We start from the raw sequence: 17986 nt of genomic DNA on the forward strand, positions 1-17986 counted from the left end.
AATAAGTTTAGCCGGAGTTTTTAATTGTTATGCGCCGTTCAATTCCGTAGAACCGCCCGACAGTTCCGTATGCAAAAGCATCTACAGCTTATCTTGACCGGTCTGGTGTGCTTACACCTTCTTCCGGCTTTCGCGCAGGAAATTCCGGCTCAACCGCTTCGCTGGATGGGCCACTGGAAAAACGAAGGTCTGCGCGAAAAGCTGGTTTTGGATGTGCTGGATGATTTTAAGTTCCAAAATCAGGAAATCCCCGTTCAGTTCGCCTTCGCCGCCGACATCCTTCCTGAAAAGAGTCAAAAGGCCGAAGCGGAATTTCTTGCCGACATGATCCGTTCGGGGGAAATCACCTGGGATGTCGTCTGGCTGGATGCATCAATCTATAGACATGTAGCCGTCCTCTTAAAAGATCCGGACTGGGGACGGAAACATCTGGTCGATTTTTCGGAGGTTCCCGGATTCAAGGAAACGCAGAAACCGTTTCTTGTTGAAGGGACGAACTGTCACCAGAAAACCGGCGGTGTTTTCGTAGGCCCGTATATTGAAGGTTTTTTCTATGCTCTCTGGTACAATGCCGCCGTGGCGGAAAAACTGGGTATAAAAATCCGCGAAGAGGAAATGACTGCGGAAAATCTCCTCCAGTATGTGCAGCGAGTGGACGAATATAACCGGACGGCCGTCGTCCCGATCTCAGCTTTCATTGACTTTAAGTATTCCGGCTCCTTCCCGCGTTTGGCATACAACCTCTATCTTTCTGCTCAACCGGACGGCACGGAAAAAAACGATTCGGCCATCCGGCAGGTGCTGGAAACATTTGAGAAACTCGGTCAGCTCCATCCAGTTCTGATGAATCAAACGAATATGTACTGGCGGGATGCGGCCCGCCTGCTGACGGAAGACAAGGCGCTTTTCACGATCGAACCGACCTGGCGGTATAATGCGATTCAGAAAAACTATCCGCAACTCCTCTCCAAAATGCGGCTGGCTCAACTGCCGGGTTTCCAAAAACAGCAGTATTATGCAGGCGGCTTCATACCGGTCTGGGCCGTTATGAAAAACAGTCCCAACCGGGATGCCGCGATCCGGCTTATGCAGTTCTGGAGCCGTCCGGAAATTGCCGAGAAATGGGTTCGTTACACAAAAAGCCCGACCGGACTTGCCGGCAATCTTTACAATCCGGAATACGGGCAGGATATTTTCGCCGAGTATCAGCGCAAACTGTCATCCACCCGCACCATGAAACCCGATATTTTCACGCTCAAGCAGGATGAATCTCCAGCCTATCTGCTGTTTGATCATCTTGATTCACTACTGCAAGGCAGGTTGACAGCCGCAGAGGCCTACCGCAAAATCATGAAAATACCGGAATGAAAAACACCTCTACTTCTCTGGCGTTCAAACTCGGACTGGCGATTTTTATGGTCGCCTCCATCAGCTTTTCCGGTCTGGGAATTTACTATACAAAGCTTTTTTCGCAACAGATCGACCAGCAGCTGTTTGCACAGGCCCGGATTCCAGGGCGGCTCATGAACCAGCAAACTCTTCCGTACAATACGGCCCGCGATCTGTCGGCGCTGTCCGGACTGATCGGTGAAAATGTCATTTATGCCGCCGTCAGCCGGCGCGATCACCGCATCTATTACTGTTCCGAACCGGCGCACGAAGGCAACTACACCGACATTTCAAAAAAACCGAACTCCGGTGCTGTAACCGAAACCATAACCGCTATTTCCCCTGAAACCGGCACAGCATACCTCGCCATTTCGATACCGCTGTTTTCCGACGGCAAGTATCTGGGCAATCTTTATCAGGAAATTGATACCGGAAACACGGTCATGGAAAAGAAACGGATCGCCGCCCTCTTTTTCTTCGGCGGTCTGCTTTGCATTATATTGACCACTTTAGTCGGAGCGTTTCTGATCCGGAAACTGACTATGCCTCGCATCACTGCCTCAATTGAGTGTCTGCGAACGGTCGCTACCGGAAACTACAGCGCACGAATCACAGACATCAAATCGCTGGACGAGCTTGGGATGCTCGAGCGCGGGATTAATCACATGATTCAGCGGCTCGACGAACGGCAGGCCGAAGATACCCGCCTGCATGCCGAGCTTAAAATCTCTAAAGAAGCCGCCGAAAGTGCCAGCCGGAGTAAAAGTGAATTTCTGGCCAATATGTCGCACGAGATCCGGACCCCCATGAACGGCATCATCGGAATGGCCCAGCTCATGGAAGACACCAGCCTGACGCCGGAACAGCTTGACTACATCCAGACCATCTCTGACTCCGCAAAAAACCTGATGGTCATCGTCAACGATATTTTGGATCTTTCACGCATAGAAATAGGAAAATTCTCCCTGAAAGAAGAAACCGTTTACGTCCCCGTCATGCTCCGCGAACTGCATAAATTTTTCACACCGGCAGTCAGCAGCAAAGGGCTTGATCTCCACATTGACTGCGGAGACGACGTGCCGGAGGCCGTTATCACCGACGAAGGCTGTCTGCGGCAGGTTCTGATCAACCTGATGGCCAATGCGCTTAAGTTTACTCACAAAGGACATGTGAAAGTCTCCGTTCACTGTGTTGAAAAAACCGGCGCAGACTGCACCCTTGATTTCCACGTTCAGGACACCGGCATCGGAATTTCCAAGGAGGCCCAGAAAATTATTTTCCGCGAATTTACGCAGGCCGACGGATCACACACCCGCAAATACGGCGGCACCGGCCTCGGTCTGGCCATCTCGCGCCGGATTGTCGAAAAAATGGGCGGAACGCTCAGCGTCTCCAGCGAACCGGATAACGGTGCCGTATTTTCCTTCCGCGTCACCGTTCCGCTGGCTGTCATCGCGCCTGCCGAACAGAATTCCGGCAAAGGAAATCTATCAGCCCCCGCCAACTATGCGCTTACCCGTCCCCTTCGTGTACTGCTGGTCGAAGATAATCTGCTGAACCAGAAAGTGGTTTTAAAAATTCTCGAAAAAGAAGGCTATCGGATCGATGTTGCAGGCAACGGACAGGATGCTGTTGAAAAACTCCGGTTAACCGATCCGCCGGAACAGCGTCCCGCCTATGACATCATTCTAATGGACGTCCAGATGCCAATCATGGATGGATTGCAGGCGACCGCCGCCATCCGCCTGCACAATAAAACGATTCCGATCGTCGCGCTCACTGCACACGCCATGAAAGGCGATCGGGAAAAATTCATCCGGGCAGGCATGACCGATTATCTGGCCAAGCCGATTCACCGTGAAGAATTACAGGCCGTCCTGAACCGTTACACACCGTGCGCCTGAACGATCAGATCTGAACAAAGGTCAGCTTGTCGTCAACCAGACCGACCGCCACCGGTTTATCGCTTGTAACTTCACCGCGCAGAATCGCTTCAGCCAGCGGATCTTCCAGATTGCGTTCGACCGAACGGCGCAACTGCCGCGCACCGTACGCCTTGTCGAATCCTTTTTTGATCAGGAACTGCTTGGCCTCTTCCGACAGATTGATCGTGATCTTGCGGCCTGAAACCCGTTCCTGAACCCGGGCGATTTCGAGACCGAGGATGATCTCGATATCTTTTTCGTTGAGCTGACGGAAAACGATGATGTCATCGAGACGGTTGACCAGTTCCGGCTTAAAGGTTTCCTTGCAGGCGGCCATCATAACGGCTTTCAGCTTCTCGTAATCGTTCTCTTCGCGTTCCGGCGCAAAACCCAGCCCGCCTTTGGAAATGTGGCTGGCGCCGACGTTGGAGGTCATGATGACGATCGTATTGCGGAAGTCCACACTGCGTCCGAGACTGTCGGTCAGGCGGCCCTCTTCCAGAATCTGCAACAGCATGTGCATGACATCCGGATGCGCTTTTTCAACTTCGTCGAAAAGTACAACGGAGTAAGGACGACGCCGCACGCGTTCCGTGAGCTGTCCGCCCTCATCGTGCCCGACGTAACCGGGCGGCGAACCGACAAGACGTGATGAAGAGAATTTTTCCATGTACTCGGACATGTCGATCTGAATCAGTGCATTAGGGTCGTCAAACATGAAGCGCGCCAGTTCTTTGGCGAGCATCGTTTTGCCGACGCCGGTCGGGCCGAGGAAAGCAAATGAACCGATCGGACGGCGCGGATCTTTCAGTTCGGCGCGCGAACGGCGCAATGCGCGGCTGATCGCCGAGACCGCTTCGTTCTGTCCGACAACGCTCTTTTCAATCTGCGCTTCCATCTGGAGAAGTTTGGCGAGCGCCTGCTCGCCCATTTTATCAACCGGTACGCCGGTCCACTTGGAAACGATGATTCGGATTTCCTCCTCATCAACCGTCGAAAGGTTTTCTTTCTGCGTCGATTCCCATGCTTTCATGGCGGCATCGAATTCTTCCTTGGCCTTGCGTTCAGCATCGCGCATCGCGGCGGCTTCTTCGAACTTCTGTTCGCGGATGGCCGCGTCTTTTTTATGCTGTGCCTCAGTCAGCCGCTGACGGATTTCCTGAAACTCCGGCGGCTTGACCATATTGGCGATATGACTGCGCGCACCGGCTTCGTCGATCAGATCAATCGCCTTATCCGGCAGGAACCGGTCGGGCAGATAGCGGGCGGAAAGCTTGGCGGCGGCATCGAGTGCGGCGTCGCTGATTTTGGTGTGGTGATGCTCTTCGTATTTCGGACGAAGCCCTTTGAGAATCTGTACGGTCTCTTCAATGGTCGGCTCATTCACCATCACCGTTTGAAACCGGCGTTCGAGCGCGGCATCTTTTTCAATCGACTTGCGGTATTCGTTCAGTGTCGTAGCACCGATGCATTGCAGTTCGCCGCGCGACAGCGCCGGTTTGATAATGTTGGCGGCATCCATCGTTCCTTCGGCGGAACCGGCGCCGACGATCGTATGCAGCTCATCAAGGAACAAAAGCGTGTTTTTCGTTTTGCGGATTTCATCCATGACCGCTTTGATGCGCTCTTCAAACTGTCCGCGGTATTTGGTTCCGGCCACCATCAGTGCCAGGTCGAGCGTGATCACTTTTTTATCGGCCAGCAGTTGCGGAACCGTGCCGTCAGCGATGGATTGCGCCAGTCCTTCGGCGATGGCGGTTTTACCGACGCCCGCTTCGCCGAGCAGCACCGGATTGTTTTTGGTGCGGCGGCAGAGAATCTGAATGACGCGTTCGATTTCGTTTTTCCGGCCGATTACCGGATCAAGCTCACCCTTCTTTGCCATTTCGGTGAGATCGCGCCCGAAGGCGTTAAGCGCAGGTGTTTTGATTGCCTGACCGTCAGCGGCTTTGGGCTGTGTACCGTATGCCGGAGCTTCTTCTTCGTTCACCTCCATCGAGCCGTCATAGTCCGGATCGAGCATGGCCATAATTTCTTCACGGGCTTCTTCTAAATCCACGCCCATGTTTTCGAGCACACGGGCGGCGATGCCCTCGCCTTCGCGGAGCAGGCCAAGGAGAATATGTTCGGTGCCGACGTAGCTGTGGTTGAGCGAGCGGGCCTCGCTGGTCGCCAGCGCCAGTACTTTTTTGGCGCGCGGCGTAAACGGAATATTGCCGGCCGTTTTGGTGTCGGTTCCGGTGCCGACCGCTTTTTCAACTTCAAGGCGGAGCGACTGCAAATCGACGCCCATCGATTGTAGCGCACTGACCGCCACGCCGCTGCCAAGCGCGACGAGGCCGAGCAGGATGTGCTCCGTGCCGACATAGTTATGGTTAAACTGCTCGGCTTCCTTGCGGGCCAGATGCAGAACACGCTGAGCTCTGGGAGTAAAGTTTTCCATAGGTGCTGTCCTTATTAAAGTCGGGCGATTATTCCAGAACGCGCCTTGAATTCAAGCTATGTTCACCGATGAGCGCGAAACCATTGGATCAGCTTGTTGGTGGAGCTGTCGTGCTTGAGTTTCGCGTCGCTTTCCAGCTCCGGAAGAATCGCCGACGCGAGAACTTTACCGAGCTGCACGCCCCACTGGTCGAAGGAGAAAATATCCCAGATCATACCCTGCGCGAAAATTTTGTGTTCGTAGAGCGCGATGAGCTGGCCGAGCACTTCCGGCGTCAGTTTTTCCGCCATGATGGTATTCGTCGGACGGTTGCCTTCGAAGGTTTTGTGCGGAATCAGTTCCGCCGGAGTCTTTTCGGCTTTCAGTTCTTCGGCGGTTTTACCAAACGCCAGAGCTTCCGTCTGCGCGAAGAAGTTGGCCATCAGTTTGGCGTGGTGGTTGCCGAGCGGATTGTGCGATTTCGCGAAGCCGATGAAGTCGCACGGGATCAGCTTGGTGCCCTGATGAATCAGCTGATAGAAGGCGTGCTGGCCGTTGGTTCCGGGCTCGCCCCAGATGACCGGGCCGGTCTGCCACTCAACGCGCTTGCCGTCCTGCGTGATGTACTTGCCGTTCGATTCCATATCGCCCTGCTGGAAGTAGGCGGCGAAGCGGCTCAGGTACTGGTCATACGGCAGGATCGCCTGCGTCTCGGCGTTGAAGAAGTTGTTGTACCAGATGCCGAGCAGAGCAAGGATCACCGGCATATTTTCTTCAAACGGAGCTGTACGGAAGTGACAGTCCATCGCATGAAAACCGGCGAGCATCTTGCGGAAGTTTTCCGGGCCGACGGCAATCATCACCGGCAGGCCGATTGCCGAGCAGAGCGAATAGCGTCCGCCAACCCAGTCCCAGAAGCCGAACATGTTGGCGGTGTCGATGCCGAACTTGGAAACTTCTGCGGCGTTGGTGGAAAGCGCCACAAAATGTTTGGCGACGGCGGCTTTATCTTTCAGCGATTCCAGCAACCAGGTCCGCGCCGTTTCGGCGTTGGTCATGGTTTCCTGCGTGGTGAATGTCTTGGACGCAACGATGAAAAGGGTTTCGTCGGCATTCAGATCGCGCACGGCCTCGGCGATATGCGTTCCGTCCACGTTGGAAACAAACCGGAACGTCAGGTTGCGCTGAGTGTACGGCTTCAGCGCTTCGTAGGCCATGACGGGGCCGAGATCGGAACCGCCGATGCCGATATTGACGATATTTTTGATCGGCTTGCCGGTATACCCTTTCCACTCGCCGGAGCGGACACGGTTGGAGAACACCTCCATCTGATCGAGCACCTCATGGATGCCGGGCATGACATTTTCGCCGTTCATCAGCACCTCTGTGTCACGCGGGGCGCGCAGTGCGGTGTGCAGCACGGCGCGATCCTCGGTGCGATTAATTTTCGCGCCGGTAAACATCGCTTCAATTTTCCGGCGCAGTCCGGTCACTTCGGCCAGATCAACCAGCAGGCAAAGCGTTTCGTCAGTGATGCGGTTTTTGGAATAATCCAAAAGCAGGTCGCAGGCATTCAGCGAAAACGTTTCGGCGCGCTGCGGGTCGGCGGCAAACAGGTCGCGCAGGTGTTGCGATTCAGTTTTTTTCCAGTGTTTGGAAAGCTCTTTCCATTCGGCGGATTTTGTCAGCATGTTTTTCTCCGGTTAAATCAGGCCGCAGAGAGTAGCGGGTGAAGGCGGACGGATAAACCCAAAAATACAGTAAAGTCAGCGAACGTGCGCTTGTTTCAGCGGGCGTTTGTGATACAAGGGACAGGTTATGCGTAAATACCCGCTCTACCTGCTGCTGCTCGCCGCCGCCCTGACCGGATGCGGCAAGCCCGAGGCTTCCGCCGGTGCAACCAATGCACCGCCGCAGGATGCGCTTCCGTCCGGACGAATTGCCACCCGCGTAGCTGACCGCCTGCCCCATATTCATTTGAACCGTGATAATTTTAACGACGCGATTGCCACCAACGCGCTGAGCCTTTTCATTGACTCACTCGACTACGACCATACTTTTTTTCTCGCTTCCGACATTGCCGGATTTCAGTTGCAGGCAACCAATCTGGATAATCAGGTCGCCGCCGGAGACACTTCCTTTGCACAGGTTGTTTTCGACATTTTCAAGGAGCGGGTAACCAACCGCGTGGCCTACGCCAATCAACTGCTTGATAAGGGATTAGATACCGACACACAGGAAACCTACCGCTGGAAACGCGAAACCGCCCCCTGGCCCGTCGATCAGGCGGAATGGGATGATCTCTGGCGCAAAAAGGTTAAGAACGACTATGTGGCCCGGCTGGCGGCCATTGAATCCGGAGAGAATGATGAAAAAGCCGAGGGCACCAACGTCGTTGCCAAGACCGCTAAAATTCTATCGCCGGTCGAATTCGTCCGCGAACGCTACAAGCAGTATCAACTGCTGATCGAAAGCAACCTCGACAACGAAGCTCTGTTGCAACGCTACCTGAGCGCCTTCACTCACAGCTACGACCCGCACAGCGACTACCTCTCTCCGCGCGGCGTAGAAGATTTTGATATCAACATGAGCCTTTCGCTGGTCGGTATCGGTGCAACCCTGCGCAGCGAAGACGGTATGGCTAAAATTATGCAGCTCATTGCGGGCGGCCCGGCGGAACAGGACGGGCGGCTTCAGGCGGGCGATAAAATTATTGCTGTCGCGCAAGGCGATAAGGAACCGGTCAGTATTCTCTACTGGCCGCTCAGCAAAGCCGTCCGCATCATTCGCGGAGAAAAAGGAACCAAAGTCGTTCTGACTGTTATTCCCGCCGACGACGCCACCGGTACGCGCACCAAGATCATTGATATCGTCCGCGACGAAGTGAAACTGGAAGCACAGGCCGCCAAGGGCACAGTACGGGAATTCAAGGAACCCAACGGCGCGTCTTACCGCGTCGGCGTGCTCACCCTGCCCGAATTTTACGCCGACTTTGAAGCGGCCCGCAACGGCGATGCAACCGCAAGGAGATCCTCCACGGATGTACACCGCATTCTCAATGAATTTGCAACCAACCATCTCGACGGCGTCATTCTGGATCTGCGCAATAATGGCGGCGGATCACTGACGGAAGCCATTGATATTGCCGGCCTTTTCATTTCGACCGGCCCCATCGTTCAGGTGCGCGAACAGCGCGGTGTCTCCGTTCTGCCCGACGGCGACCCGGATATCGTATACAGCGGCCCGCTCGTTGTACTGGTTAACCGGCTCAGCGCCTCGGCCTCAGAAATTGTGGCGGCGGCGCTGCAGGACTATGGCCGCGCTGTAATTGTCGGCGACAGCAAGACGCATGGCAAGGGCACCGTGCAAACCGTCTATCCGCTTTCCAAACTCACGGAAGACCTCGGCTCGCTCAAAGTAACCACAGCCAGCTTTTACCGCATTGCCGGAGGCTCCACACAGCTCAAAGGCGTTGTCCCCGACGTGATTCTTCCATCGCTCTACGATGCGCTGGAAATCGGCGAAGAATATCTGCCGCACACCCTGCCCTGGTCGCAGGTGCGCAGCGCCTACTACCGTCCTTGGGCCGAATCTGTCAAACCGGTCATTCCCGGTCTGCAGAAAAACTCCGCGGCACGTATGACCGGAAACCCGACGTTTGCCACATTTCTTGCCCGCCGTGACCAGATTCGCAAACGGATGGAAAACCCGGAAGTTTCACTGAAGGTTTCCGACCGCGTCGGCGAAATCGTCAGCGAAAAGGAACTGGAAAAACTTCAGGACGAGACCATGGATAGCAAGAAGGCGGATAAAGACGATCCGATCCTTGCCGAGACGCTCAACATTCTTGCCGATCTGGTGGATGTCAATTCGAGCAAAACGGTGGTCACTCAGACACAGTCAGGAAAGCCCGCTCTTCCTTGATTAGTTTGCGCGGGGTTGCAACCGGCCCGGAAATGCAAATTCGATTCCCTCTTCATTAAACCGGCTCAGCACAGCCAGATTAAACGACTGATCAAATTCCATAAACGCCCAGTAGTCGGAAGCCGGAACAAACCAGTAGATCACTTGAATATTCAGCGAAGCCGAATTGAATTCGTTAAAATGAACGCGCGGCGGCATATCCGGATGCATCTTCTGATTGGCGCGATTCAACTCTTCTTTGATGATCGTCAGTGCCCGCTCCATTTTTCCCGGCGGCGTATCACAAGCAACGGCGATATTGGCCAGACGTTTGATATAAGGACGCCGGGTGATATTACGAATGCTCTTATTGGCCAGCTCGCCGTTCGGAATCGTCACCAGATGGCCGTCAACTGTGCGCAAGCGGGTCGAACGCATTCCGACTTCTTCCACCGTGCCTTCGGTGCTATCCACGCTGACAGAGTCGCCCATCTGAAACGGACGGTCGGCAAAAATCACCAGCGAGCCGAAAAAGTTTTTGATCGTATCCTGCGCCGCCAGTGCAACGGCCAGGCCGCCGACGCCGAGGCCGGCGAGAATTGAAGTGATCGGTTTATCGCTCAACTGCTGGGCAATTTGCACCAGGCCGAGAATCACCGTCACGGTACGCAGTGTTTTTCGTACCACCGGCTCCATCATATCGTCCAGCGCCGTCCGCGTTTTTGCTCTCAGATGGCGCACCCACCAGCCGGAAAGTTCCGCCATTTGGTAAACCACATACGTCACGACGATCGTGATCAGCACCGCCGTTACATCGCCGCGCAGTGAGCTTTTGACGGCCAATAGCCGCAGGGCCAGACAAATACCGATGGCCGTCGCCGGAAACGTCGTCGAACGTGCCGACAGCTCCAGCACCGTCCGGCGCAGACTGCTCTGGCCGAGCGGAGTTTTCCGGATGGCCTGCTCGCAGAAATATTTCATAAACCGTCCGGCCAGAAAACCGGACAGCACCAGCAGAATCATCAGCAGGAAATCCCAGAAGCTGTTTGTTTGCGCCGCCTGCTGTACAACCGTTGTAACCGTCGCCGTTTCCATTTTACTCCACTCCTAATCGTCCGTTTCGCTGTACCGCATCATGCAGCCAGCGGATTGTTTCAGGGCTTACCATATCCTCCGAAAACCGCCAATCCCAATTCCCCTGCGTCGTGCCCGGCATATTCATCCGCGCCGCGCCGCCCAGCCCCAGCACATCCTGAAGCGGCAGAACCGACCACTTTGCCGGCGCGCGCAGTGCCAGCTCCATCAAGTCGCGGTGCGTTGCTATACCATCTGTTTGCAGGTAATCGTGAACACGACTGCGTTCCAAACCATCAATCTGCTCCAGCCAGCTTTGCGTTGTATCGTTATCGTGCGTGCCGGTATAAACCGCCCAGTTTTTCTCGGTTCCTTCAGGACAATAGCCCGGACGGCCCATTGGTTCCGCGCCGAACCGGAACTGGAGAATCCACATGCCGGGGAAACCGCATGCCTCGCGCAACGCTTCCACTTCGTCCGTAATGATCCCGAGATTTTCGGCAATCACATGCTCATCTAACCGGAACTTCTTTCCGAGGCCTGGGGAAAATTCTGTGCCGCAACGCAGTTGCTTTTCCAGCATCTGAAAGAGTTCGAGCCCCGGCCCTTTCACCCAGCGACCATGAATCGCTGTCGGTTCATTCGCCGGAATTTCCCAGTAGTCCTCAAAGCCGCGAAAATGGTCGATACGAACGATGTCCGTCATATTCAGAATGTGGCACATCCGGCGGGTCCACCACGCATAGTTCGTTTCGCGGTGCGCCGCCCAGTCGTAAAGCGGATTGCCCCAGCGCTGGCCGGTCGCAGAAAAATAATCCGGCGGAACACCGGCAACAACCGACGGCGTGCCGTCAGCGTGCAGAAAAAACAGATTGCGGTTTGCCCAGACATCGGCGGAATCACCGGCGACAAAAATCGGAATATCGCCGACAACCGAAATATCCAGCGTCCGGAAAAACTCCGCCGTCCTTTCCCAATGAGTGGAAAACAAATATTGAAGCACTGCGTGGCGGCGAATCCGTCTGGCCAGCTTGCGCCGTGCTTTTTCCAGCGCCTTGGAATCGCGATCGCGCAGTTCGGCAGGCCATTCCGTCCACGGACGGTTGCCGTGTGTTTCACGAATTGCCATGAAAAGCGTATAATCGTCCAACCAATCCGCCTCGCGTTCACAGAATTCCGCAAAGCTGGCATTCGGTTCAAACCGGTCGGCGACGCGGAATAGAATTTTTTCGCGGGCTTCGATCACCGCCGGAAAATCAATCTGGTTAGAATTAAACTGCGGAAAAATTTTCAGCCGTTTTTCCGTCAGCAGCCCATCTTCGATCAATTCGTCAAAACTGATCAGCAAATGGTTTCCGGCAAAAGCCGACAGTGACGAATACGGCGAATACCCGTAACCGACCGGCCCCGTTGGAAGAATCTGCCATAGCTTTTGTCCGGCTGCGGCAAGAACATGACCGAAGGCTCGCGCCTGCGGGCCAAGTTCGCCCAACCCCCAGCGCCCCGGCAGTGAGGTGATGTGGAGTAAAATTCCGCTTTTGCGTTTAAAATTCATGCGCCGCAGGATACGAAGAAGAATCGGAGAAGCAAACTTCTAATTGGCTAAGCACAAAAAAACCCGCCCCGAATGCGGGACGGGTTTTGATGGCCGCATGAACGCCTTACCAGTTGATAACCGGCTTGGTGCTGGCCTTACGGATTTCCTGTTCGTCCGCCCAGACAATTTCCCCGGTTTTCAGATCTTTCAGGATCATGGAAAACTTGTAGTACTGATCGGTCGTCCGCCCTGTCGTATTCTTAATTTCCGACAGCGTGCCGGTCAGGTACATGTCCAAAGCCGTCTGCTGTCCGGCTTTAACCGCCTTGGATGCGTCAACCAGGCCCAACTGGTTTTCCTGATTGATTCGCTCGACGTCGTTGGCCGCTGTTCCAGTGGATGAACGATCCACAAAGCGGAAGACTCCGGAACGCAGCAGCTGCATGCGCACCGATTCGGTCAGGCTGACCATGTCGATATGCTGTGACGTGCGGTTTTGCATCGGCTCGACATCCAGAACAGGACGGCGGTTGCTGACAAATTCCTTCACGCCGGGAGCAACCAACAGAGACTCCACCATTTTCTCAACCGTGCGGCGAATATCCTGCGGTTCAATTTTTGTGGTGGCAGCGGTGCGGTCGAGCGGCACTTCTTTGACTTTAGTGGCACATCCGGCAAGAAGCACCGCGCAACAGGTGAGACACAGAGAGAAATATACTTTTTTCATATTCATTGTTCCTTTCGTTTATTCAGCTTGAGATGTTTCGCGAACGCGCAATTTGGAAGAAACGGCTGCGGGCGAATTGGCGACGCCGGTCACCGTGACCGCATCGCGTCCTTCAAGAATCAGATTCCGGTAGGTCTTCGTCTGGGGATCGAGTTCCATACCGTTGGCATCAAACCAGCAGATACGATAGTCAACACGGAGCCGTTTATTGCGATCAGATGTCAGTGTGATGTGAACCCGTTTCAGGCCGTTGACCTCATCGTAGGTTGCGCTGGCTACCTCTACGCGATGTGCCAGCCGGGCGTTTTCTGTGATAATCATGGACGATCCGGTCAAATGATCGGTTTTAACGATTGTTCCGGAAGTGTTTCTGCAGCCGCTAAGACCGGCCAGACCTGTTGCCAAGACGGCAACAGCGATGATGCGTTTTGATGTTTTCATAACAAGTCTCCTTACTCTCCCCGCTGGTTACTGACTCACGCCCGGAGTTACCGCCGCAGTTGTGCAACCTGAAACCCCGTTCGTGTTGAAAGGATTATTAAACTGCTGATAGGTTGGGGGCAACCCTTTCCCGGACAGGGAAGCCGTCGCCGCAACTGTAATTCCACCGGTATCAGCAATCCAGATCAGCCGGGTTTCCCCTTCGGCAACCGTTACCGGAATGGTGATGGTGTTTCCGCTGACCGGACTGCGGCATTCCAGCGTGTGCGTTCCCGCTGAAATGGAACCGCGGTAAAGTTGTGTCGCCATCGGTATCGAATACCATGCGCGGGTGTCGGAAGTGGAAGCCAGCGACGAAACCGCATTGAACGCCATCATGCCGAGTTTCATCATGTCATCGTTCTGATTATTCACCACCTGCTGGGCCGCCACTTTGGTCACAGCGCGAGTGACATTACGCACCACGATGCCGGTCATTTTCTCCTTCAGGTCACGATAGGCCAGCGACTGGAGATAAACGACCGGCGTCGCGACACCAAGTTCCGTTCCGTTATCGGTAATCGTGAACGGCAACGGTGTATAGGCGGAATCGCTGTAAAACGGGAAATCAATCGAGATCAGCGTGATCGCGCCGCGGAAGTCCGGAATCGGGAGCGGAATTTTTTCTGCATGGCGCTGCGAAATCATCGAGTCCTCAACCAGCACGATAATTTCAGTTGAACCGCGCGTCAGGCTTTTCACATCCATGTTGTTCTGGAGAACCAGATCAAGAAATGCCTGCCGATCCTGCGTCTGCAGGAGGCGGATAAAATCTTTTACAATGTCCGGGTTCTGCGGCGACAGTTCCCACGCCTTGCGGTAACAAAGCGTCGCATTGGCGGTATCGCCCTGTTTTTCAAAAATCAGTCCGCAAAAATACCAGGCCAGACCGTTTTCATGTGAACTGCGCGTACGTTCCAGTGCCGGGCCCATCGTCGCCATCTTCGCGTTGACCGCATCCATCGCCTTAGCCTTCGTGGCATCGGACTGCGTCTGTGCGTCGGCGACTTCCTTGGAATATTTTTCCGCGATAGCATCCTGTGCAAACACCGTACGCCGCATTTCAACACTGGCACCGTCCGAATCGCCGCAGAACAGATAGTTCAGCGTCTGGTAATGAAGCAGCTGGATAATTTCGTACGGCGAAAGTTCGTAGTTGCGGATTGTGTCGTCGGCAACTGTCGAAGCAGCCACGGTTGAACCGACCGAACTGACTTTAATCACCGGGCCGTTTTCGGTCGTCTCAAGAACCTTATCAATGGCCGTCGCAAAGTCGGCACGACTGCCTGTGAAATCGCCTTCCAGCATCTTGATACGACCGCTTTCGAGATAACCGAGATCCTTACTGAATAGACTGGTCTTCAGTTTTTCAGACCATTGCAAAGCTGACGCGGTATCGCCGGATCTGAGCCGGTTGATTGCCATTCCGGCATTCTGGCTGTGCGTCGCACAGCCAGCCATTAGCAAAACCAGTCCTGCAAACAACAAGCTTCGGTACATCTTGATTCGCGTCATCAATGCACCTCGTTATTGACCAACAGCATTAATCAGCCCGTTCTGACGAAGTTCGTTCTTCTCCATGTTGATCTCGTTTCCTTTATTGCCGACAGAAACATCGCGCCATCCGGCCGTGTCAAAATTAACTTTCACGCCTTTGAGCGCCATCGCTTCGGCATAATCCTTGGCAATCTGCGCTCTCATTTTTTCCAACGACTGGAACTTCGCCAGTCCGGCGTCGGAAAGTTCCAACCCGATCTTAAAACTGCTTCCGTTCTGAATGTTAACAGTTTGCTGCCAGTCTTTCATCCACTGACGCGAAACTTTCATCTGATGCAGCCCTGGAACAACCTGATAGGTTCCCGGCGACGAACCGACTGCGGCGCCGTCAATCTGAACCGTTGCTCCGCCGATTACGTGGCGCATTTCGTTGAGCAGTTCATTCGGAGCGCGCACGCCGGATTCCAAGCCTTGAATCAACTCGTCGATCGTTGTGCTGACGGAAAAGCTGACCAGTTGAACCGGAGCCGCTTCGACACGACGCCACGTTTTGGATTTATCGGCAATCTTTGCGCCGGTTTCACTGGCCCATGTGTCCAGCAGATCGTTGTAATAAACGCTGGCGTCCGTACCGGCGGCACTGTCGCCCGGAACCGGAACTTTACGCGTCCAGTTGTCGCCATAAACTGAGGAACCTTGTACGGCCTCATTGACTTTAACCGTCATGCGAAGCGTATAAGTGACCATCGGTTTTCCGCCGACGGTAAGGGCCGCGCGATCCGCCGCAATAATGGAAGCCACCATGACATAGTCTGCGCCGAGCATCTGGCCGACGCGCACCGTTGAGCCGCCGGTAAATACGCCTTCGATCAGTCCGGCGCGTTCTTCGGCGGTCGTTACTTTGAACCGGTTGAAACCGGAAGCGATTTCCGCCTGATCCATAACCACCATTCCTGCTCCGGCCAGTTCGGCGGAAATACGGTCGCGAACGCCGTCCACCATGTCGTCCATCCCGGCAACCTTGGTCTGGTTTTTGACAAAGATAGCGATTTTAGGATTCGGCACCGAAACCAGTGTGGCTTCGCGCACTGCGCCGACAGATACAACTTTCATATCTGGATTAGCGGCCTGAACCTGATTTTTGAACGCCTGAAGTTCTGCGGAACTCGCAGGATTAACCGGTTGAGAAACGGTCGCGGCAGTCTGCGCAAAAGCAACTGCGCCGGTGAGACAAACAGCGGTAAGGATCGTTTTTATATTCATGGTGCTCCTTTAGATTAGAAGAAAAAGTTAATGATCGGCAGAAACGGCAGGTCGTTATTTTCAATCACATTAATCACGCCGATCTGCACGCCTCGCATAAGACGAGTATGGTTGATCACGCCGATTTGGAAGCCGGACACATCGTCCGCTTCGTTATAGACGCCAAACTGCAAAGCCGACGAACGGTCGGCAACATTCACCACGCCAAATTGAAGCCCGGTGAATTTTTCTTCGACGATGTTTACCACACCGACGGCCAGACCGACTTCTTTACCAACGGTATGATTCACCAGACCAACGTCCAGACCGTACAGGTTTTGACAGCGGCCATAGAGAAGATCAATGCGCAGACCTTTGACGTTCCACTCCGGCGACGGTGCCTGCGCGGGAGTCATCAGGCTGATCATGACGGGTGTCATGGGTATGTCTTTAGCGGAAACGTTTTGCACGCCGACAGCCAGAGTCAGCGCAACAGCGATCATCAAACACAACCTTCTCATACTTTTTCCTCCGGAGTTATCAGCGGCTTCACCAGCCCGAATTTCGTGCGCATTCTGAGAACACCCACCCAGCAAAACAAGAAGAAAACCTGTTTCTGTTTTTTAAGATATCCTTAAAAATTATGCGTGAATTATCGGGACACAACTATTGGAAAGCATAAATGTCGGGTTTTGATTTGCTAACCACAGAATGGCTTATTAGATTGCCTGTGAGAAGGGAGAGTTAAACCAACTCCCGACAAGGAGATCCCAATGAAAAGATTCATTCCCACCCTGCTCATCGCCAGCATTCTGCTCACCGGATGCACCGGCCCGTTCCAACTCACCAAAAACCTGCATAAATGGCAGAGGAATGTTTCTGAAGACCGCTGGGCCGAAGAAGTTGTATTTATTGGCTGCGCAATCATCGCCTATCCGATAACTACATTGGGTGATGCCCTGATCTTCAACAGCATCGAATTCTGGGGCGGCGAAAATCCAATCCAAAAAGCCTCGGCTCCGGTTGGTAACGAAATGTGCCTGCGCAGTGTCGCTGAGCAGATGTAATTCAGTTAAAAAAAAACAGTGAAAGCCGTTCCGGAATTCCGGAACGGCTTTTACCTTTGTTGCAATTTTGAACGTTACAGTTGACCAACAAGCTCCTTGCGCTTGGTTTCGTATTCCTGCTCGGTCAGCAATCCTGCGTCCTTCAGCTCTTTAAGTTTCTGTAATTGGGCAGACGTATCAGGCTTTTGGGCCGCTACGACTGGCACGGATTGTGGTTTTTGTTCCACGACAACCGGTGCGACTATTGGTTTAGCCATGATATTTCCAGACAGTCCAGAATCAATCAACGGCGTTCCTTCTACAACAAAGGAACTCTGTCCATAGATATAAGGTATCCACCAAAGTTTCTGATAAACAACGCCATCTACAAGGGCCACACAACCCGGCTTAGATTCAATAGCCTGATCGATAGCCTCTTTCATATTAGGAATTCCGGTCGGAATAAACACGATGATATGAACGACATCTTTTCCTTCAACCCGAACTGGCGCTCTGCTGAAAGTTGCAGCTCTTGACCAATCAACGTTCTTGGTAGAGATCGTTGTGAAGTCAACCAGCCGGGTGGTGCAACCAACACTTATTAAACCGATTAAACCAAATATTAACCCTTTGTGCATGAGCGTACTTCCTTAGTTTATTATTAGCTTCAATCAGAGCTACCGCGAACTGCGGACAGCCTAACAGGTCTTTTTGACTTTCAAAGGGGAAAATTGGATGCGCTGA

General features: G+C 53.8%; 14 protein-coding genes. 4 read left to right on the forward strand and 10 right to left on the reverse strand.

Going from position 1 to position 17986, the window contains the following annotated elements:
* Nucleotides 1-69: 69 nt before the first annotated feature.
* Together HOO88_04840 and HOO88_04845 are read left to right on the forward strand one after the other, a co-directional pair.
* Nucleotides 70-1368: a carbohydrate ABC transporter substrate-binding protein gene (locus HOO88_04840; GenBank protein ID NOU36076.1), complete on the forward strand. Its 1299-nt coding sequence runs from the start codon at nucleotides 70-72 to the stop codon at nucleotides 1366-1368.
* Nucleotides 1365-3293, forward strand: a complete 1929-nt coding sequence (locus HOO88_04845; protein ID NOU36077.1) for a response regulator — start codon at nucleotides 1365-1367, stop codon at nucleotides 3291-3293. Before HOO88_04840 ends, HOO88_04845 begins: the two co-directional genes overlap by 4 nt.
* Nucleotides 3294-3297: 4 nt before the next feature.
* On the opposite strand, the gene HOO88_04850 is transcribed toward HOO88_04845, so the two are convergent.
* Together HOO88_04850 and pgi are read right to left on the reverse strand one after the other, a co-directional pair.
* Nucleotides 3298-5757 carry an ATP-dependent Clp protease ATP-binding subunit gene (locus tag HOO88_04850; protein NOU36078.1) on the reverse strand — a complete coding sequence of 820 codons (2460 nt, stop codon included), beginning with the start codon at nucleotides 5755-5757 and terminating at the stop codon, nucleotides 3298-3300.
* Nucleotides 5758-5819: 62 nt separating this feature from the next.
* Nucleotides 5820-7427: a glucose-6-phosphate isomerase gene (gene pgi, locus HOO88_04855; protein NOU36079.1), complete on the reverse strand. Its 1608-nt coding sequence runs from the start codon at nucleotides 7425-7427 to the stop codon at nucleotides 5820-5822.
* A 127-nt stretch (nucleotides 7428-7554) separates the two neighbouring features.
* Here pgi and HOO88_04860 point away from each other — a divergent pair, with 127 nt between their 5' ends.
* Nucleotides 7555-9660: a carboxy terminal-processing peptidase gene (locus HOO88_04860; protein ID NOU36080.1), complete on the forward strand. Its 2106-nt coding sequence runs from the start codon at nucleotides 7555-7557 to the stop codon at nucleotides 9658-9660.
* Here HOO88_04860 and HOO88_04865 read toward each other — a convergent pair whose 3' ends face one another.
* The 7 genes from HOO88_04865 to HOO88_04895 form a co-directional block, all read right to left on the reverse strand.
* Nucleotides 9661-10734: a mechanosensitive ion channel family protein gene (locus HOO88_04865; protein NOU36081.1), complete on the reverse strand. Its 1074-nt coding sequence runs from the start codon at nucleotides 10732-10734 to the stop codon at nucleotides 9661-9663. It lies immediately after the preceding gene.
* Between the two features lies 1 nt (nucleotide 10735).
* The gene (malQ, locus tag HOO88_04870; protein ID NOU36082.1) at nucleotides 10736-12268 is read right to left on the reverse strand and encodes a 4-alpha-glucanotransferase; all 1533 of its coding nucleotides are present in this window, start codon (nucleotides 12266-12268) and stop codon (nucleotides 10736-10738) included.
* 106 nt (nucleotides 12269-12374) lie between these two features.
* Entirely contained in the window at nucleotides 12375-12977 is a 603-nt protein-coding gene (gene lpoB, locus HOO88_04875) for a penicillin-binding protein activator LpoB (GenBank protein NOU36083.1), read from the reverse strand.
* An 18-nt stretch (nucleotides 12978-12995) separates the two neighbouring features.
* The gene (locus HOO88_04880) at nucleotides 12996-13418 is read right to left on the reverse strand and encodes a DUF1425 domain-containing protein (protein ID NOU36084.1); all 423 of its coding nucleotides are present in this window, start codon (nucleotides 13416-13418) and stop codon (nucleotides 12996-12998) included.
* Nucleotides 13419-13445: 27 nt separating this feature from the next.
* On the reverse strand, nucleotides 13446-14972 hold the full coding sequence (locus tag HOO88_04885) for a hypothetical protein (GenBank protein ID NOU36085.1): 1527 nt from the start codon (nucleotides 14970-14972) through the stop codon (nucleotides 13446-13448).
* A 12-nt stretch (nucleotides 14973-14984) separates the two neighbouring features.
* A complete protein-coding gene (locus tag HOO88_04890) occupies nucleotides 14985-16217 on the reverse strand; it encodes a PEGA domain-containing protein (GenBank protein ID NOU36086.1) in 1233 nt (410 codons plus the stop codon).
* A gap of 14 nt (nucleotides 16218-16231) precedes the next feature.
* Nucleotides 16232-16717 (reverse strand): hypothetical protein, encoded by a 486-nt coding sequence (locus HOO88_04895; protein ID NOU36087.1) that lies wholly within the window; start codon nucleotides 16715-16717, stop codon nucleotides 16232-16234.
* Nucleotides 16718-16969: 252 nt separating this feature from the next.
* Between HOO88_04895 and HOO88_04900 the strand changes: the two genes are divergently transcribed.
* On the forward strand, nucleotides 16970-17263 hold the full coding sequence (locus tag HOO88_04900) for a DUF3332 family protein (protein NOU36088.1): 294 nt from the start codon (nucleotides 16970-16972) through the stop codon (nucleotides 17261-17263).
* A gap of 74 nt (nucleotides 17264-17337) precedes the next feature.
* Here the strand turns inward: HOO88_04900 and HOO88_04905 are convergent, their stop codons facing one another.
* Entirely contained in the window at nucleotides 17338-17880 is a 543-nt protein-coding gene (locus HOO88_04905; protein ID NOU36089.1) for an SHOCT domain-containing protein, read from the reverse strand.
* Between the last annotated feature and the right edge of the window lie 106 nt (nucleotides 17881-17986).

Source organism: Kiritimatiellaceae bacterium (assembly GCA_013141415.1).
Taxonomy (GTDB): Bacteria; Verrucomicrobiota; Kiritimatiellia; order Kiritimatiellales; family Tichowtungiaceae; genus Tichowtungia.

What these genes read in the sequence shown, in the direction of transcription:
- HOO88_04900 (NOU36088.1), top strand. Translation starts at nt 16,970, where the DNA reads ATGAAAAGATTCATTCCCACCCTGCTCATCGCCAGCATTCTGCTCACC.
- HOO88_04845 (NOU36077.1), top strand. Translation starts at nt 1,365, where the DNA reads ATGAAAAACACCTCTACTTCTCTGGCGTTCAAACTCGGACTGGCGATT.
- HOO88_04890 (NOU36086.1), bottom strand. Translation starts at nt 16,217, where the DNA reads ATGAATATAAAAACGATCCTTACCGCTGTTTGTCTCACCGGCGCAGTT.
- HOO88_04885 (NOU36085.1), bottom strand. Translation starts at nt 14,972, where the DNA reads ATGACGCGAATCAAGATGTACCGAAGCTTGTTGTTTGCAGGACTGGTT.
- HOO88_04840 (NOU36076.1), top strand. Translation starts at nt 70, where the DNA reads ATGCAAAAGCATCTACAGCTTATCTTGACCGGTCTGGTGTGCTTACAC.
- HOO88_04860 (NOU36080.1), top strand. Translation starts at nt 7,555, where the DNA reads ATGCGTAAATACCCGCTCTACCTGCTGCTGCTCGCCGCCGCCCTGACC.
- lpoB (NOU36083.1), bottom strand. Translation starts at nt 12,977, where the DNA reads ATGAAAAAAGTATATTTCTCTCTGTGTCTCACCTGTTGCGCGGTGCTT.
- malQ (NOU36082.1), bottom strand. Translation starts at nt 12,268, where the DNA reads ATGAATTTTAAACGCAAAAGCGGAATTTTACTCCACATCACCTCACTG.
- HOO88_04895 (NOU36087.1), bottom strand. Translation starts at nt 16,717, where the DNA reads ATGAGAAGGTTGTGTTTGATGATCGCTGTTGCGCTGACTCTGGCTGTC.
- pgi (NOU36079.1), bottom strand. Translation starts at nt 7,427, where the DNA reads ATGCTGACAAAATCCGCCGAATGGAAAGAGCTTTCCAAACACTGGAAA.
- HOO88_04865 (NOU36081.1), bottom strand. Translation starts at nt 10,734, where the DNA reads ATGGAAACGGCGACGGTTACAACGGTTGTACAGCAGGCGGCGCAAACA.
- HOO88_04905 (NOU36089.1), bottom strand. Translation starts at nt 17,880, where the DNA reads ATGCACAAAGGGTTAATATTTGGTTTAATCGGTTTAATAAGTGTTGGT.
- HOO88_04880 (NOU36084.1), bottom strand. Translation starts at nt 13,418, where the DNA reads ATGAAAACATCAAAACGCATCATCGCTGTTGCCGTCTTGGCAACAGGT.
- HOO88_04850 (NOU36078.1), bottom strand. Translation starts at nt 5,757, where the DNA reads ATGGAAAACTTTACTCCCAGAGCTCAGCGTGTTCTGCATCTGGCCCGC.